Annotated in this window: 11 protein-coding genes; 3 read left to right on the top strand and 8 right to left on the bottom strand. The window is 53.1% G+C overall.

Annotated features, from left to right (window positions below; translation table 11 throughout):
• Positions 1 to 6 precede the first annotated feature (6 nt).
• Genes NL510_RS12050 through NL510_RS12060 form a run of 3 tightly spaced genes read right to left on the bottom strand, consistent with a single transcriptional unit; the run spans position 7 to position 3,223 of the window.
• Positions 7 to 1,233 (bottom strand): alginate lyase family protein, encoded by a 1,227-nt coding sequence (locus NL510_RS12050; protein WP_253376986.1) that lies wholly within the window; start codon positions 1,231 to 1,233, stop codon positions 7 to 9.
• Positions 1,234 to 1,246: 13 nt separating this feature from the next.
• Positions 1,247 to 1,942 (bottom strand): oligogalacturonate-specific porin KdgM family protein, encoded by a 696-nt coding sequence (locus NL510_RS12055; RefSeq protein WP_253376988.1) that lies wholly within the window; start codon positions 1,940 to 1,942, stop codon positions 1,247 to 1,249.
• Positions 1,943 to 1,966: 24 nt separating this feature from the next.
• Positions 1,967 to 3,223, bottom strand: coding sequence for an MFS transporter (locus NL510_RS12060; protein WP_253376993.1), 1,257 nt, complete (start codon positions 3,221 to 3,223; stop codon positions 1,967 to 1,969).
• Between the two features lie 485 nt (positions 3,224 to 3,708).
• Here NL510_RS12060 and adhP point away from each other — a divergent pair, with 485 nt between their 5' ends.
• Positions 3,709 to 4,719, top strand: a complete 1,011-nt coding sequence (adhP, locus tag NL510_RS12065; RefSeq protein WP_253376994.1) for an alcohol dehydrogenase AdhP — start codon at positions 3,709 to 3,711, stop codon at positions 4,717 to 4,719.
• A 29-nt stretch (positions 4,720 to 4,748) separates the two neighbouring features.
• Here adhP and NL510_RS12070 read toward each other — a convergent pair whose 3' ends face one another.
• Positions 4,749 to 5,258 carry an RrF2 family transcriptional regulator gene (locus NL510_RS12070; protein ID WP_253376996.1) on the bottom strand — a complete coding sequence of 170 codons (510 nt, stop codon included), beginning with the start codon at positions 5,256 to 5,258 and terminating at the stop codon, positions 4,749 to 4,751.
• 132 nt (positions 5,259 to 5,390) lie between these two features.
• On the opposite strand from NL510_RS12070, the gene NL510_RS12075 reads away from it, so the two are divergent.
• Positions 5,391 to 6,593: an NAD(P)/FAD-dependent oxidoreductase gene (locus NL510_RS12075; RefSeq protein ID WP_253376998.1), complete on the top strand. Its 1,203-nt coding sequence runs from the start codon at positions 5,391 to 5,393 to the stop codon at positions 6,591 to 6,593.
• Between the two features lie 28 nt (positions 6,594 to 6,621).
• On the opposite strand, the gene araJ is transcribed toward NL510_RS12075, so the two are convergent.
• Complete coding sequence (gene araJ, locus NL510_RS12080) at positions 6,622 to 7,797, bottom strand: MFS transporter AraJ (protein ID WP_253377001.1); 1,176 nt, start codon at positions 7,795 to 7,797, stop codon at positions 6,622 to 6,624.
• Between the two features lie 165 nt (positions 7,798 to 7,962).
• On the opposite strand from araJ, the gene ppk2 reads away from it, so the two are divergent.
• A complete protein-coding gene (gene ppk2, locus NL510_RS12085) occupies positions 7,963 to 8,781 on the top strand; it encodes a polyphosphate kinase 2 (protein ID WP_253377003.1) in 819 nt (272 codons plus the stop codon).
• Between the two features lie 104 nt (positions 8,782 to 8,885).
• On the opposite strand, the gene fdnI is transcribed toward ppk2, so the two are convergent.
• Genes fdnI through fdnG form a run of 3 tightly spaced genes read right to left on the bottom strand, consistent with a single transcriptional unit; the run spans position 8,886 to position 13,472 of the window.
• A complete protein-coding gene (gene fdnI / locus NL510_RS12090) occupies positions 8,886 to 9,536 on the bottom strand; it encodes a formate dehydrogenase-N subunit gamma (protein WP_366518876.1) in 651 nt (216 codons plus the stop codon).
• Complete coding sequence (fdxH, locus tag NL510_RS12095) at positions 9,529 to 10,413, bottom strand: formate dehydrogenase subunit beta (protein WP_253377007.1); 885 nt, start codon at positions 10,411 to 10,413, stop codon at positions 9,529 to 9,531. Before fdxH ends, fdnI begins: the two co-directional genes overlap by 8 nt.
• 11 nt (positions 10,414 to 10,424) lie before the next feature.
• A complete protein-coding gene (gene fdnG, locus NL510_RS12100; protein ID WP_253377009.1) occupies positions 10,425 to 13,472 on the bottom strand; it encodes a formate dehydrogenase-N subunit alpha in 3,048 nt (1,015 codons plus the stop codon).
• Positions 13,473 to 13,541: the final 69 nt, after the last annotated feature.

Raw genomic sequence — 13,541 nt, forward strand, 5'->3', positions numbered from 1 at the left:
GCTCCGTTATTTAACCAGCACAGAACCGGGGAGAAGGATATTGATATCCCGACTGTTCGACGCGACAAGCCGTTCGGCGCTACGCAAAAACGTCGGTTCCTGCCACGCTCGCGCTGCCGCCAGCATGGGGCCAGTCGCCTCTCGTGGCGTATAGTGAATATCTTCATAGGGCCAGTCGGTGCGCGGCTTTCCTGTTTGTCGACTCACCACCCCGAACGCTTTTTTCATGGTTCGACCGTCCAGCCCGAAGCCCCAGACATCGTTCCCGAGCGTTTCACCGTAGCGCCCCATGTGGGCATAGGCCGCAAGCGCAAAGTTGGTATAGTGAAATGAGCGGGTTCGTTCTGTCTCAGAGGTTATTTCTCCCCGGGCGTTTACCTGAGAGGCAAGATGGCGCAATTTGAAAATGTCCGTTTGTTTTTGCGCCTGCTGCACGTTGCCGGTAAAGAGCGAGAACGCGGTCACCTGCGCGTCATACCAGGCGCCATGATTGTTATACCAGTTCGCTTCTTCAAACCCGTTTTGGCTGGTCAGTAACCAGCGCGTGTAGTCGGCATACCATTTTTTGTAGCCGCTCAGCGCCTGAGGGCTAATCAGGCCAGAGGGTTCCAGCAGGACAATGCTGTCCGCCACGTCAATTAATACCCGGGTATCAATAATGCCGATTCCGCGTCCGTCTACCTGCCCCGGAATGGCCTGAGCATATTTCAGGTTAGGGTTCATGCGGGTTGTGCGGTTTAAAAACCAGGTGTCCAACAGGTTTACCGCTTTGGCGGCGTATTTCTGGTCAGGTTGATAAAACCACCTCAGGGCAAGCAGGCGGAGATCGTCAGCAAACTGGACCAGCCGTTTACTGTCGGTAGCATTGGTTTTAGCATCGGGATTAATTTGCCCGTCTTTGCGCACGTAAGGCATCCCGTTTTTCCCCACCGGGTTGGGCCACCAGTAAGGTCCAAAACTGTAATAATCATGTTTATCTCCCGAGGCCGGGGTCAGTGTTTTATCCGTGACTGAATAGTTGGGGTGCGACAGCGCAGTTTCCGCATCACGTAACAAAGCCTGCCAGGCGGGTAAATAACGAGGATCCTGACGCGCAATGGCCTCTTTAATCGCCTCCATCCGGGCACAATCATAGGTCAGACAAGCATCATAATGCCGAGCAGCGAACGCTGATGACTGCGCAAACAATGCACAGCCAACAACAGATGCCAGTAATGAACGGCTCCATTTCATGGCGTAAATTTCCTTATCCAAAATTGATTGAGAGACCCACGCGGAAGCGGTTTTCGGTTAAGCCTGCTTCGCCATCATATTTACCCTGCTGGCCCATATAGTCCCATTCGACGTAAGGCTGCCAGGTTTTGTTGAGCTTATAACGGATCACTAAGTCATTCTCCCAGGCGTTCTTTTTGCCGTTATTAAAATGGAAGTCGTTTACGTAGCGATAAAATACCGGATTATCCTGGATATCCCAGCGGTTGTTACGCCAGCCGAGGTAAAGATCCAGTCGCGCCTGACTCCCTTTAGTGCGTTCGCCGGACAGGTCGCTTGAATCATATTGATTCCAGTCATAGCGCATGCGGATTGCCGAATAGAGGGACGGCGTCATATTCCAGCCAAATTTCACATACGGCCGGACCTGTGCCCCTTCGCTACCCCAGTGGTAAACCATTCCCGGCTGGATAAAGACGCTGTCATTGGGTTTATATTTATAATTCCCTTCCAGCTCGTTGTAATCCGTAGTGGATTGATCAAAATTATCCCCGCCCTGCTTATTATCGGTCTCCATACTGAGCCAGAAGGCATCCAGCGTTTGGCTCATCTTGAAGCGTGACTCATAGGTTTTACTGGCTGCTTTATATCCACCACGCATATCAAAGGTAACCGCGTGGCTGACCAGTGGGCAGCAGCAGGCCGCCAGCAATAAAGCCGTTTTTTTCATGGAAGTGTCCTTAGCGGATTAAAATTATGCTGTCGCCAGCGTTTGCGTTTTTTTAGGGGATTTAATTAATGCCCAAAGGAACAGCGCGCCGATTAAGTCGAACACGCCCAGGCCAACGAAGAAAGCGTTGTAGCCGATAACCATCACCGACGCGCCAAGGAACAGGCCGAAGAGGAAATTACCCATACTGCCGGTGAAGGCAGCAAAGCCCGTCGCGGTGGCGACTTCTCTTTTAGGAAACAGATCGGAAGACATACTGATAACGGTGATGGAGAGACACTGGTGAGCGAAACCCGCAATACAGAACAGCGCCAGCGCGGCATAAACGTTGGTGACAAACCCCACGCCCGCCATCGACAACATCAGTATTGCGGCAAAGGTAAAGGTGATGCGTTTGGCATTCAGGACGCCAATACCGCGATTGACCAGCACGCGTGAGAGATAGCCTGCGAACATGCAGCCAAAATCAGCCGTCAGGAACGGTAACCACGCATACATAGCAATGTGAGCCATATCCATATGGCGGACCGTCACAAGATACAGTGGCATCCAGTAATGCAGGGTTCCCCACGCGGGATCGGCCATAAAACGCGGAAGCGAAATGGCCCACAGGTTGCGGTCCGTGATTATTGAGCGCAGCGACGCTTTTTCTTTTACGACCTCAATCTGATCGTCCTGCACGGCAGCGTATTCCGCTGGGATGAGCGCACCGTTTCGTTCAGGAGAACGATAGAAAATATACCACACCAGCGCCCAGACCAGCCCCAGCGCGCCGGTCACCACAAACGACATTTCCCAGTTGTAATTGACAACCGCCCACACCACCAACGGCGGCGCCAGCATTGCCCCAACGGAGGTGCCGAGGCTGTAAATACCGCAGGCCAGGCCCCGCTCTTTCGCCGGGAACCATTCAGCGGTCACCTTCATCCCGGCCGGATTAAAGGCGGCTTCGGTCAATCCCAGCCCGCCGCGCAGCCAGGCCATCGGCAACCAGCTACTGCATAACCCCGTCAACATGTTGAAGATGGACCATAACGCCGCCAGCAGGGCGAAACTGAGGCGTAGCCCAAACCGGTCGATGATGAAACCACACACAATACCGCCAATCGCGTAGGTGAACGGGAAGACGGAGACTATCCAGCCATATTGCTCACTGGATAATCCGAGGGTTTTCATCATTTCAGGTGCGGCAACGCCAAGCGTACTTCTTGCCAGATAATTGGTAACGGTTCCCAGCATCACAAGAACGATGATGTACCATCTTAAATTTTTAATTTTCATAAATATTCCCACGTTAATTAACAATCAATGTAAAACACCATACCCAATAAAATGAAACAGTGTTTCGTACATATGAGAATCAAAAATTAATATTAAATCCGTGAAGTTTTTCACAAATACAATGGATGACACATTGTGGCAATAATTTTTGTGTATGCGGAAATGAACGACTTGCTCGAATTTCACAAAGCTTTTCATTGGGTTACACTTCACCGCGCACGAGAAATATTATAAATTGTCGTTAAAAAATAATACCACCCGCACATGCTAATGAATAAAGTAACAACACCATTTAACAACTATTAATATTATTCATGAGAGTGGCCTTACTCTATTTTGGTCATAAATATTCATCATTTTTGTAAAAATGAATCCTTTCATTCCTTGCGCTCTGGCGCAAAAAAACTAATACTTAAGAAGTAAGACCTATTCTCATCCACGCCCTACCTGCTCTGCAGATTCCGATCGTGAACAAGGAGATAAACATGAAGGCTGCTGTTGTCACTCAAGATCATCAGGTTGATGTTACCGAAAAAACATTACGCTCACTCAACCATGGCGAAGCGTTGCTGAAGATGGAGTGCTGCGGTGTGTGTCACACCGACCTACACGTTAAAAATGGTGATTTTGGCGATAAGACCGGGGTTATCCTGGGTCATGAAGGGATTGGCGTCGTCAAAGAGATTGGCCCTGGCGTGCACTCTCTGAAGGTGGGAGACCGTGCAAGTGTGGCCTGGTTCTTTGAAGGCTGCGGTCACTGTGAATATTGTAACAGTGGTAATGAAACCCTGTGCCGCGATGTGAAAAATGCGGGCTACTCTGTCGATGGCGGCATGGCCGAACAGTGCATCGTTACCGCCGATTACGCGGTAAAAGTGCCGGATGGCCTGGGTTCTGCTGAAGCCAGCAGCATCACCTGCGCGGGCGTCACCACCTACAAAGCCGTAAAAGTGTCTGAAATCAAACCGGGCCAGTGGGTGGCGATTTACGGTTTAGGTGGGTTGGGCAACCTTGCGCTGCAGTACGCTAAAAATGTCTTTAATGCCAAAGTTATCGCGATTGATGTGAACGATGAGCAACTTAAACTCGCGGCCACTATGGGTGCGGATTTGTTGATCAACTCCCGTAATGAAGATGCGGCAAAGGTTATTCAGGAAAAAACCGGTGGCGCACATGCCGCAGTGGTAACCGCCGTAGCAAAAGTGGCCTTTAACTCGGCGGTGGACGCAGTTCGTGCCGGTGGTCGCGTGGTGGCCGTGGGCCTGCCGCCGGAAGCGATGAGTCTTGATATTCCGCGTCTGGTGCTGGACGGTATTCAGGTCGTGGGCTCGCTGGTGGGTACACGCCAGGACCTGATAGAAGCGTTCCAGTTTGCGGCGGAAGGTAAGGTTGTACCAAAAGTGACCCTGCGTCCGCTGGAAGATATTAATGCTATCTTCACCGAGATGGAACAGGGGCAAATCCGTGGCCGTATGGTGATTGATTTACGCTCGTAACGATTTGATGCCGGGAGATGCCCGGCCTGTCACGACGAAGCACGCCGGTCTGAAATCCACTCCTGTACCTCAATCTGAAAGGTGTCCGGCGCTTTGCGGTACATTCTGCGAGCCAGGTCGAGAATGGTGTGGCGTGCTAACTCCTCTTCCATTCGCTGCTGTGCGCTATCCATAACGGCACGCACACCGCAGGGTCCATCGCATGCCCACGCCGGGGGCGTTTCGTCAAATACCGCCAGCCGCTGGCGCACTTCCCGACACTCAAACGTGTTTTTCTCGCCGTCGATGGCATGCGCGACATCCAGCACGGAAATCAGTTCTGCCGGACGTGCGAGCTTAAATCCTCCCCCCTTTCCTTCCGTGCTGGTGACCAGCCCGGCGCGGGACAAACGGGTAAAGATTTTCCCCAGATAGTCATATGGCACGCCCTGCAGGGCAGCCATCTCGCGGACGCTCATCTCACGTTCATTGCCTTTCGCATCCACCATACACATCAGACTGTGAATGCCATATTCCACACCGGAACTGTAAAACGCCATGGTTAACCTCGAAGTCACTGTTCCGGCCATTATAACGCGTTTTAACTCAGAAAGAAGTTGTCGTAGTTAACTGCGACAAGTATAGTTGCAGTTGAGTCAGGCAGACGGCTTGACGATCGCAAAGGATCAAAGATGAAAAAGCAGATTTTAATCGTGGGTAGTGGTTTTTCTGGTATGTGGGCAGCGGTTAGCGCCGCGCGCCTGTCAGCACTGGCGGGTAAAAACAGTCTTAAAATAGCGGTACTGGCGCCGGCCCCGGAACTGCGTATTCGTCCACGCTTTTATGAAGAAAACGTTTCAACGCTGGTGGCGCCGCTCAGCGAATTGTTCGCCGAACTGGATATCGAATTTATCGGCGCCAGCGCAGAACGCATTAACGCCAGCGAAAAAACTGTGAGTTACCGTAACGCAACGGGTGAACTGTTGACGGTGAGCTATGAACGTTTAGTGCTGGCGACCGGTAGCCAGGCCAAACGTCCTCCTGTCGCCGGGCTGGCGGAGCACGCGTTTGATATCGACCAGATGGAATCAGCCCAGGTCTTCGAGCAGCACCTTGATTCGCTGGTCACTCGCCCTTCAACGCCCGAGCGAAACACCGTTGTAGTTTGCGGCGGCGGCTTTACCGGCATCGAGCTGGCGACCGAACTCCCTGCCCGGCTCCGCGCACGCCTCGGCAATGATACAGCCACTAAAATAATCGTAGTTGAGAGGGGGCCGGCCGTGGGTGGCCGTTACAGTGAAGCACTGCGCAAGACCATTGAAGAGGCGAGTAATGACCTGGGTGTGGAATGGCGCCTGAATAGCGAAATTGAAGCGATTGATGCCAGAGGCGTGACGCTGAAAACGGGTGAGCACATTGCCGCAGCGACCGTAGTCTGGACCGCAGGCGTCGAGGCAAACCCGCTCAGCCAACAGATTGACGGGGAACGTGATAACCAGGGGCGTCTGAAAGTCTCAGCATCGCTGCAGGTCCCGGCGCATCCGGATATCTATGCCACCGGCGATATGGCGCACGCCAAAACTGACGATATTGGCAACACCGCCCTGATGACCTGCCAGCATGCGATCCAGTTAGGTAAATTTGCCGGTCACAACGCGGCTGCCAGCCTGCTGAATATCGAGCCCTATCCCTACCGCCAGGTGAACTACGTAACCTGTCTGGATTTGGGGGCCTGGGGTGCGGTCTATACTGAAGGCTGGGATCAGGCCGTTAAATCCGTGCGCGAGGATGCGAAAAAAATCAAAATCGCCATTACCCATGAGCTGATTTACCCGCCTGCAGCAGATAAAAGCATTGCCTTTGCCGCCGCCGACCCGCTGGCGAAATTTGTGTAGCGCGCCGTGGGGTTGCCGCTGAGTAAAATCAGGCCAGCGCGCGCGCGTTGGCCTGATTCTTTTTGGCCCGCAAACGGCCATACAGTAGCAGTGACGTCATAGCAGAGAACGACAAAATAGCCGCTGGCAAGGTAACGTAGTTCCAGCTAAAGCCGAGCGTAATCATCATCCCACCGAAGTATGCGCCAATCGCACTGCCCAGATTAAACGCCATTTGTCCTCCCGCCGCGCCCAGCATCTCGCCCCCTTTCGCATTTTGCAGCAGCAGAATTTGCAGCGGGGCAGAGAGCGCAAACAGCCCGGCACAGCAGACGAACCCCATTACCAGCGAGGCCGTTTTCAGCTCGCCGAAAGCGAAAAGAGAGAGAAGTGACGCGACGATCGCCAGGTCGGTAGTGGCGGCAATACGCAGCGGGCTAAAGCGGCTGGACAATTTGCCGCTCAACATATTACCCAACACCATACCGAGGCCCATTAACATCATAATGGCGGTCATTAGTCCTTCAGAAAAGCCAGAGACGTTGAGCATAAACGGCTTCACGAAGCTAAACCACGCGAACACACCAGCATTGCCAAACATGGTGGCAGCAAATATCAACCAGGGTTCTGGTTTTTTCAAAAAGTGGAACTGCTCGGTCAATTTGCGCTCTGATTTATCGTGCAGGTTAGGTACCCAAACCAGCACCGAGAGGATCACCAGCGCATCGAACAGGGCGATCAGCATAAAGGTATAGCGCCAGCTGAATTCATGCCCGAGCCACGTCCCCAGCGGAACCCCCACCAGATTCGCAACAGTCATACCGGCAATCATCCCGGCAACCGCAACCGTTACCTTCCCGGGCGGGGCAATTTTCGACAGGATAATGGCCCCGACGCCGAATATAGCGCCGTGCGGAAAACCGGAGATCAAGCGCCCCAGCGCGAGCCAGTGATAGGCGGTTGAGAAGGTGAAAATCGCATTACCGGCCGCGCACATCGCCATCAGGAATAACAGCGTCGTTTTTAACGAGAACTTATTGGAAAAAAGGGCCACAATCGGGGCGCCAATCACCACTCCGAAGGCGTAAAATGAGATCATATTTCCGGCAGAAGGAACAGAGATGCCGGTGTCATGCGCCAGTTCCGTTAACACGCCCATAATGCCAAATTCAGCCATTCCCAGGCCAAAAGTGCCCAGTGCCAACGAAAAAATTGTTTTTTTCATACCACGACCACGTGTTGAAAGTTTGCAGCCCGCATTATTGAACAAACTTGTATGGTGAACCAGTTCAAATCAGCACTCTGACACGTTAGTCCATTCATTCAGGTAGTTTACACTTCTTAGTGCGGCTTCTCTTTTCCCGCGTCCCGACAACAAGAGGATGGCAATATGGTCACTAAAAAGAAAACCCACGTCGTGGTTGATGAGGTAAAAAACACGCCCTTAAAAACGAAGGCGTATGAAAAAGAGCTACGCCGTCTCCACGTTGAACTGGTTAAGCTTCAGCAGTGGGTGGTCGCGAAGGGGTTGAAAGTGTGTATTGTTTTTGAAGGCCGTGACGGCGCCGGAAAAGGCGGGACCATCAAAGCGATTACCGAGCGCGTTAGCCCGCGCGTCTTTCGCGTTGTCGCCCTGCCCGCCCCAACCGAAAAAGAGAAAAGCCAGCTCTACCTGCAACGCTATGTACCGCATCTGCCTTCTGCAGGCGAAATCGTTATCTTCGACCGCAGTTGGTATAACCGCGCAGGCGTTGAACGGGTCATGGGGTTCTGTACCGAAGAGCAGGTCGAGAAATTTTTGGATGGCACGCCGGTGATGGAGAAAGCGATGGTTGATGCGGGGATCATTTTGCTGAAATACTGGCTGGAGGTGACCCCAAAAGAGCAAGAGCGTCGTTTACGCGATCGCATTAACGATGGCCGTAAAACCTGGAAACTCTCCCCAATGGATATTAAATCCTTCACTATGTGGGATGAATATACCGTGGCGCGGGATGCCATGTTTGAGGCCACCGATACCGCGTGGGCGCCGTGGTTTATGGCGCGTTCTGAAGACAAAAAACGCGTTCGCCTGAACATTATTACCCATCTGCTTTCACATATCCCCTATAAAGATTTACACATAAAGGCGATGGATTTGCCAAAGCGTAAAATAAGCAAAGTCAAACCCACTAAATATCCCTTCCGCTATGTTGAAGCGCGATTTTGACACCACTGGAAGACGGCTCGCAAAATGTTTATTCCCGGTGGGAAAGAGAGTGCGTCCTACAATGACGGAGCAAGCGCCGCCGGGCATAGCCGACGGCGTAAGGCTCATTTCATGCCTTCACGACTCTCTTTTTTGGCTTCCAGACGTTCAACGTCCCGGTACCAGCGTGGATGATGCTTTTGCGCCCAGCGGCGGCTTACTTTGCCTTCAATCATTCCTTTAATCGAACCTTTTACCCAGAAGGCCATATACATATGAATTAAGATGGCGTGGATCAGAATGATGGCCGAGGTTGCATGGATAAGCAGGCTGTAGCGCACCACCTGAATCGGGAAATAGTGGGCAAACCAGGGGCGCCAGATGATTACGCCGGTCACCAGCAGCACAAAAATCATGCTCATGATGGTCCAGAACATCATTTTTTGCCCGGCATTGTATTTACCGACTCTCGCGACTTTATGTTCGTTGCCCTTCAGGACGTCGACAATCCCTTTCACCCACGGAATGTCCTCTTTATCCGGGATGTTGTGGCGCACGAAGCGTACAAACATGAACATCAGCACCACAAAAACCAGCACGCCAAAGAATGGATGCAGAATGCGCCCCATCTGCGGCGTACCGAAGGTTTCAGTCAGCCACTGCAGGGTCGGGAAGAAAAACGATATTCCCGACACGGCGACCAGAAAGAAGCAAATGACCACCGTCCAGTGACAGGCGCGGTCGATAAATTTTGTGCGCACAATCCATTTATTCATGATGCTGCTCCTCGTCGTCATCCACCACTTTATTTGGCCCGATACCGATGTAGTGGTAAATCAGTCCGGCAAAGGTTGCGATAAAGCCCGCCGCCGAAAGCGGTTTTAAAGCGCCCTTCCAGAGGGTGATCGACGTATCAATCGCCGGATCTTTCGGCAGGTTATGATATAACTCCGGCTGGTCGTTATGGTGTAGCACATACATAACGTGCGTCCCGCCCACGCCCTTCGGGTTATAAATGCCCGCATTTTCGTAACCACGCGCCTTGAGCTTATCCACCCGCGCTTGTGCGACCTCCAGCATCTCTTTCCTGCTGCCGAATCGAATTGCACCGGTCGGACAGGTCTTGACGCAGGCGGGCTCTTGCCCAACGCTGACGCGATCCACGCAGAGAGTGCACTTATAGACCCGGTTATCTTCTTTATTGAGCCGCGGAACGGTAAACGGACAGCCCGCAATGCAGTAGCCACAGCCAATACAATTTTCCTGTTGAAAATCGACAATCCCGTTGGCGTACTGAATAATTGCCCCGGCAGACGGGCACGCCTTCAGGCAACCCGGATCGGCACAATGCATACAGCCATCTTTACGAATAAGCCACTCAAGCTTGCCGTTCTGGTCTGTTTCGCTAAAGCGCATTACCGTCCAGGACTTCGCGCTCAGATCCGCCGGATTATCGTAAACCCCTACGCAGTGGCCCACTTCATCACGGATATCATTCCACTCTGAGCAGGCCACCTGGCAGGCTTTACAGCCTATACAGGAGGAGACATCGATAAGCTTAGTGACTTCTGCCTTATAGTCCCGGCCACGCGGTGCGGGTGTTACAGAGTTAGTCGCGGAACGGTTAATGATGTCTTGTGTTTCCATCGCCATTGCATCGCTCCTTACGCTTTCTCGATGTTAACCAGAAACGCCTTGTACTCCGGCGTTTGCGAGTTGGAATCGCCGACGTTTGGCGTCAGGGTGTTGGCGAGGTACCCTTTCTGCGCCACACCTTCAAAGCCCCAGTGCAGCGGAATCCCGACGGTCTCCACCTGCTGTCCATGCACGTTCAACGCCTGCAGGCGGCGGGTTACTATCGCAACAGCACGAATAAAACCACGCTTGCTGCTCACCTTCACGCGATCGCCGTTGGCAATTCCTTTCGTTTTTGCCAGCGTTTCACTGATCTCCACGAACTGTTCCGGTTGAGCGATGGCGTTAAGCCGCGCGTGTTTTGTCCAGGTGTGGAAGTGCTCGGTCAGGCGATAGGTCGTCCCAACGTACGGGAATTTATCCTTCTTACCTAAGCGCAACATATCCTCGTCATAGATACGCACCACCGGGCTGGAAATCACGTTCGGATGCAACGGGTTAGTGCCCAGCGGCGTTTCCATCGGCTCGTAATGTTCCGGGAACGGCCCTTCAGCCAGCTTATCAAGCGCAAATAAGCGACCCAGACCTTCCGGTTGCATGATAAACGGCCCGGTCGCGCTGCCTGGTGCCGCCGTGTTGTAGTCAGGAATATCGTTACCCGTCCACGACGACCCGTTCCACTGGATAAGCATCCGTTTTGCATCCCACGGTTTACCGTTAATGTCGGCAGAGGCTCGGTTGTACAGCACGCGACGATTAAGCGGCCACGCCCATGCCCAGCCCAGCGTATTGCCCAGCCCGGACGGATCGGCGTTATCGCGATTTGCCATCTGGTTACCCTGCGCCGTCCAGCTACCGGTGTAGATCCAGCATGACGACGCGGTCGTACCATCATCCCGCAGCAGGGCAAAACTGCTGAGCAACTGGCCTTTCTTCGCCACCAGCGCTCCCCCGGCATCATAGAGATCGGCCAACGCAACGCCGTTGTTCTCTTTCGCCACCTCTTCCGGTTCAGGGTGATCCGGCTGCATGTAGTTCCAGCGCATCTTCAGCAGCGGTTCAACACCTTTTCCGCCCTCGGTGCGATACATCTCGCGCAGGCGGTGGTAAATCCCGGCGAGAATTTCTCCGTCGTTACGCGCTTCACCTGGCGCATCCTGACCTTTCCAGTGCCACTGCAGCCAGCGTCCAGAGTTGGCTATAGAACCGTCCTCTTCCGCAAAACAGGTTGACGGCAGGCGGAACACTTCGGTCTGAATGGAGGCGGGATCCACATCGTTCATCTCGCCGTGGTTCTGCCAGAAATTGGAGGTCTCGGTGACCAGCGGATCGATGACCACCATGTACTTGAGCTTGCTCAGGCTTCGGACAACGTTGTTTTTATCAGGGAACGAAGCCACCGGATTAAAACCCTGGCAGAGGTAGCCGTTGACGTTACCTTTATCCATCATATTGAAATACTTGATAACATCCCAGGATTGATCCCACTTAGGCAGCCACGCAAAGCCCCAGTCGTTCTCTTTTTGCGCCGCGTCGCCATAAAACGATTTCATCAGGCTGACGAAGAACCTGGGATAGTTGCTCCAGTAGTTCACCTGGTCCGCAAGAGTGGCTTTGGGCGTATTCGCCGCCAGATAGCTCTGCAGGTCAGTCTGTTTTTCTGACGGCAGCGTCAGATACCCCGGCAGGCTGGTGGACAGCAGACCGAGATCGGTTAAACCCTGGATATTTGAGTGCCCGCGTAAAGCATTCACCCCGCCGCCCGCCATGCCCATGTTGCCGAGCAGGAGTTGAATCATCGCCATGGTACGGATGTTCTGCGCACCCACGGTATGTTGCGTCCAGCCGAGCGCATACAGGAACGTTGTGGTTCTATTGGCCGCACTGGTTGACGCCAGCACCTCGCACACTCTGAGAAAGTCGGCCTTCGGGGTACCGCAGATGTTTTCCACGACGTCAGGCGTGTAGCGGGAAACGTGCTGTTTCAGCAGGTTCCATACGCAGCGTGGATGGGTTAGCGTTTCATCACGCATCGCGTAACCCTTTTCATCGAACTGGTAATTCCACGAAGACTTGTCGTACTGACGCTTTTCGGCGTCATAACCGCTAAACAGCCCGTCATCAAAGCTAAAATCATCCCGCACCAGCAGGTTCGCGTTGGTGTAATGCTTAACGTACTCCGCGTTAATTTTATTATTTTCAATCAGGTAAAGCAGTACGCCAGACAGGAACGTAATGTCTGTACCGGATCGGATCGGCGCATAGATATCCGCTACCGACGCCGTGCGCGTAAACCGCGGATCAACAACGATAAGCGTCGCATCGTTACTGTTTTTCGCTTCTAACGCCCAGCGGAACCCCACCGGATGGGCTTCGGCAGCATTACCGCCCATCACCATCACGACGTTAGCGTTTTTGATATCAACCCAGTGGTTGGTCATCGCACCGCGACCAAAAGTTGGAGCAAGACTTGCTACCGTTGGTCCGTGTCAGACGCGCGCCTGGTTGTCTACCGCCAGCATACCGAGCGAGCGCACAAATTTTTGTGTCAGCATGCCGGTTTCATTACTTGCCGCAGAGGCACACAGCATCCCGGTGGAGAGCCAACGGTTAACCGTCACGCCCTGCTCGTTCTTTTCAATAAAGTTAGCGTCGCGATCGGTTTTCATTAATTTTGCGATTCGGGAAAACGCCTCATCCCAGGAGAGGCGTTGCCACTTACTGGAACCCGGCGCACGGTACTCGGGGTAGCGCAGACGGTTTTCACTGTGCACATAATCCAGCAGCCCTGCACCTTTCGGACAAAGTGCGCCACGGCTCACCGGATGATCCGAATCGCCCTCAATATGATAAATCGACGCTTTGGCGTTCTTCGCGCCATCGCCCAGGCTATACATCAAAAGCCCACAACCTACGGAGCAGTATGTGCAGGTGTTACGGATCTCTTTGGCACGCAGCAATTTATAATTACGTGACTGAGCCAGCGCCATTTTGGGAGCAAATCCCAGCATCGCCGCTGTTGTTCCGGCCATACCGCCCGCGCAGATTTTGAAAAATTGTCTGCGGCTGACGTCCATTGTTGTCCTCGTTTTCGAATAAGACTTCGCGGCGCAAACTACCAGTAACGCCCCTGTTTTTTTTGCGTC

The sequence above is a fragment of the unidentified bacterial endosymbiont genome (assembly GCF_918797525.1).
Lineage (GTDB): Bacteria > Pseudomonadota > Gammaproteobacteria > Enterobacterales > Enterobacteriaceae > Enterobacter.

Bases quoted from the DNA above. Each gene is read 5' to 3' on its own strand.
- NL510_RS12050 (WP_253376986.1), bottom strand. From the start codon at position 1,233: ATGAAATGGAGCCGTTCATTACTGGCATCTGTTGTTGGCTGTGCATTG.
- NL510_RS12055 (WP_253376988.1), bottom strand. From the start codon at position 1,942: ATGAAAAAAACGGCTTTATTGCTGGCGGCCTGCTGCTGCCCACTGGTC.
- NL510_RS12060 (WP_253376993.1), bottom strand. From the start codon at position 3,223: ATGAAAATTAAAAATTTAAGATGGTACATCATCGTTCTTGTGATGCTG.
- adhP (WP_253376994.1), top strand. From the start codon at position 3,709: ATGAAGGCTGCTGTTGTCACTCAAGATCATCAGGTTGATGTTACCGAA.
- NL510_RS12070 (WP_253376996.1), bottom strand. From the start codon at position 5,258: ATGGCGTTTTACAGTTCCGGTGTGGAATATGGCATTCACAGTCTGATG.
- NL510_RS12075 (WP_253376998.1), top strand. From the start codon at position 5,391: ATGAAAAAGCAGATTTTAATCGTGGGTAGTGGTTTTTCTGGTATGTGG.
- araJ (WP_253377001.1), bottom strand. From the start codon at position 7,797: ATGAAAAAAACAATTTTTTCGTTGGCACTGGGCACTTTTGGCCTGGGA.
- ppk2 (WP_253377003.1), top strand. From the start codon at position 7,963: ATGGTCACTAAAAAGAAAACCCACGTCGTGGTTGATGAGGTAAAAAAC.
- fdnI (WP_366518876.1), bottom strand. From the start codon at position 9,536: ATGAATAAATGGATTGTGCGCACAAAATTTATCGACCGCGCCTGTCAC.
- fdxH (WP_253377007.1), bottom strand. From the start codon at position 10,413: ATGGCGATGGAAACACAAGACATCATTAACCGTTCCGCGACTAACTCT.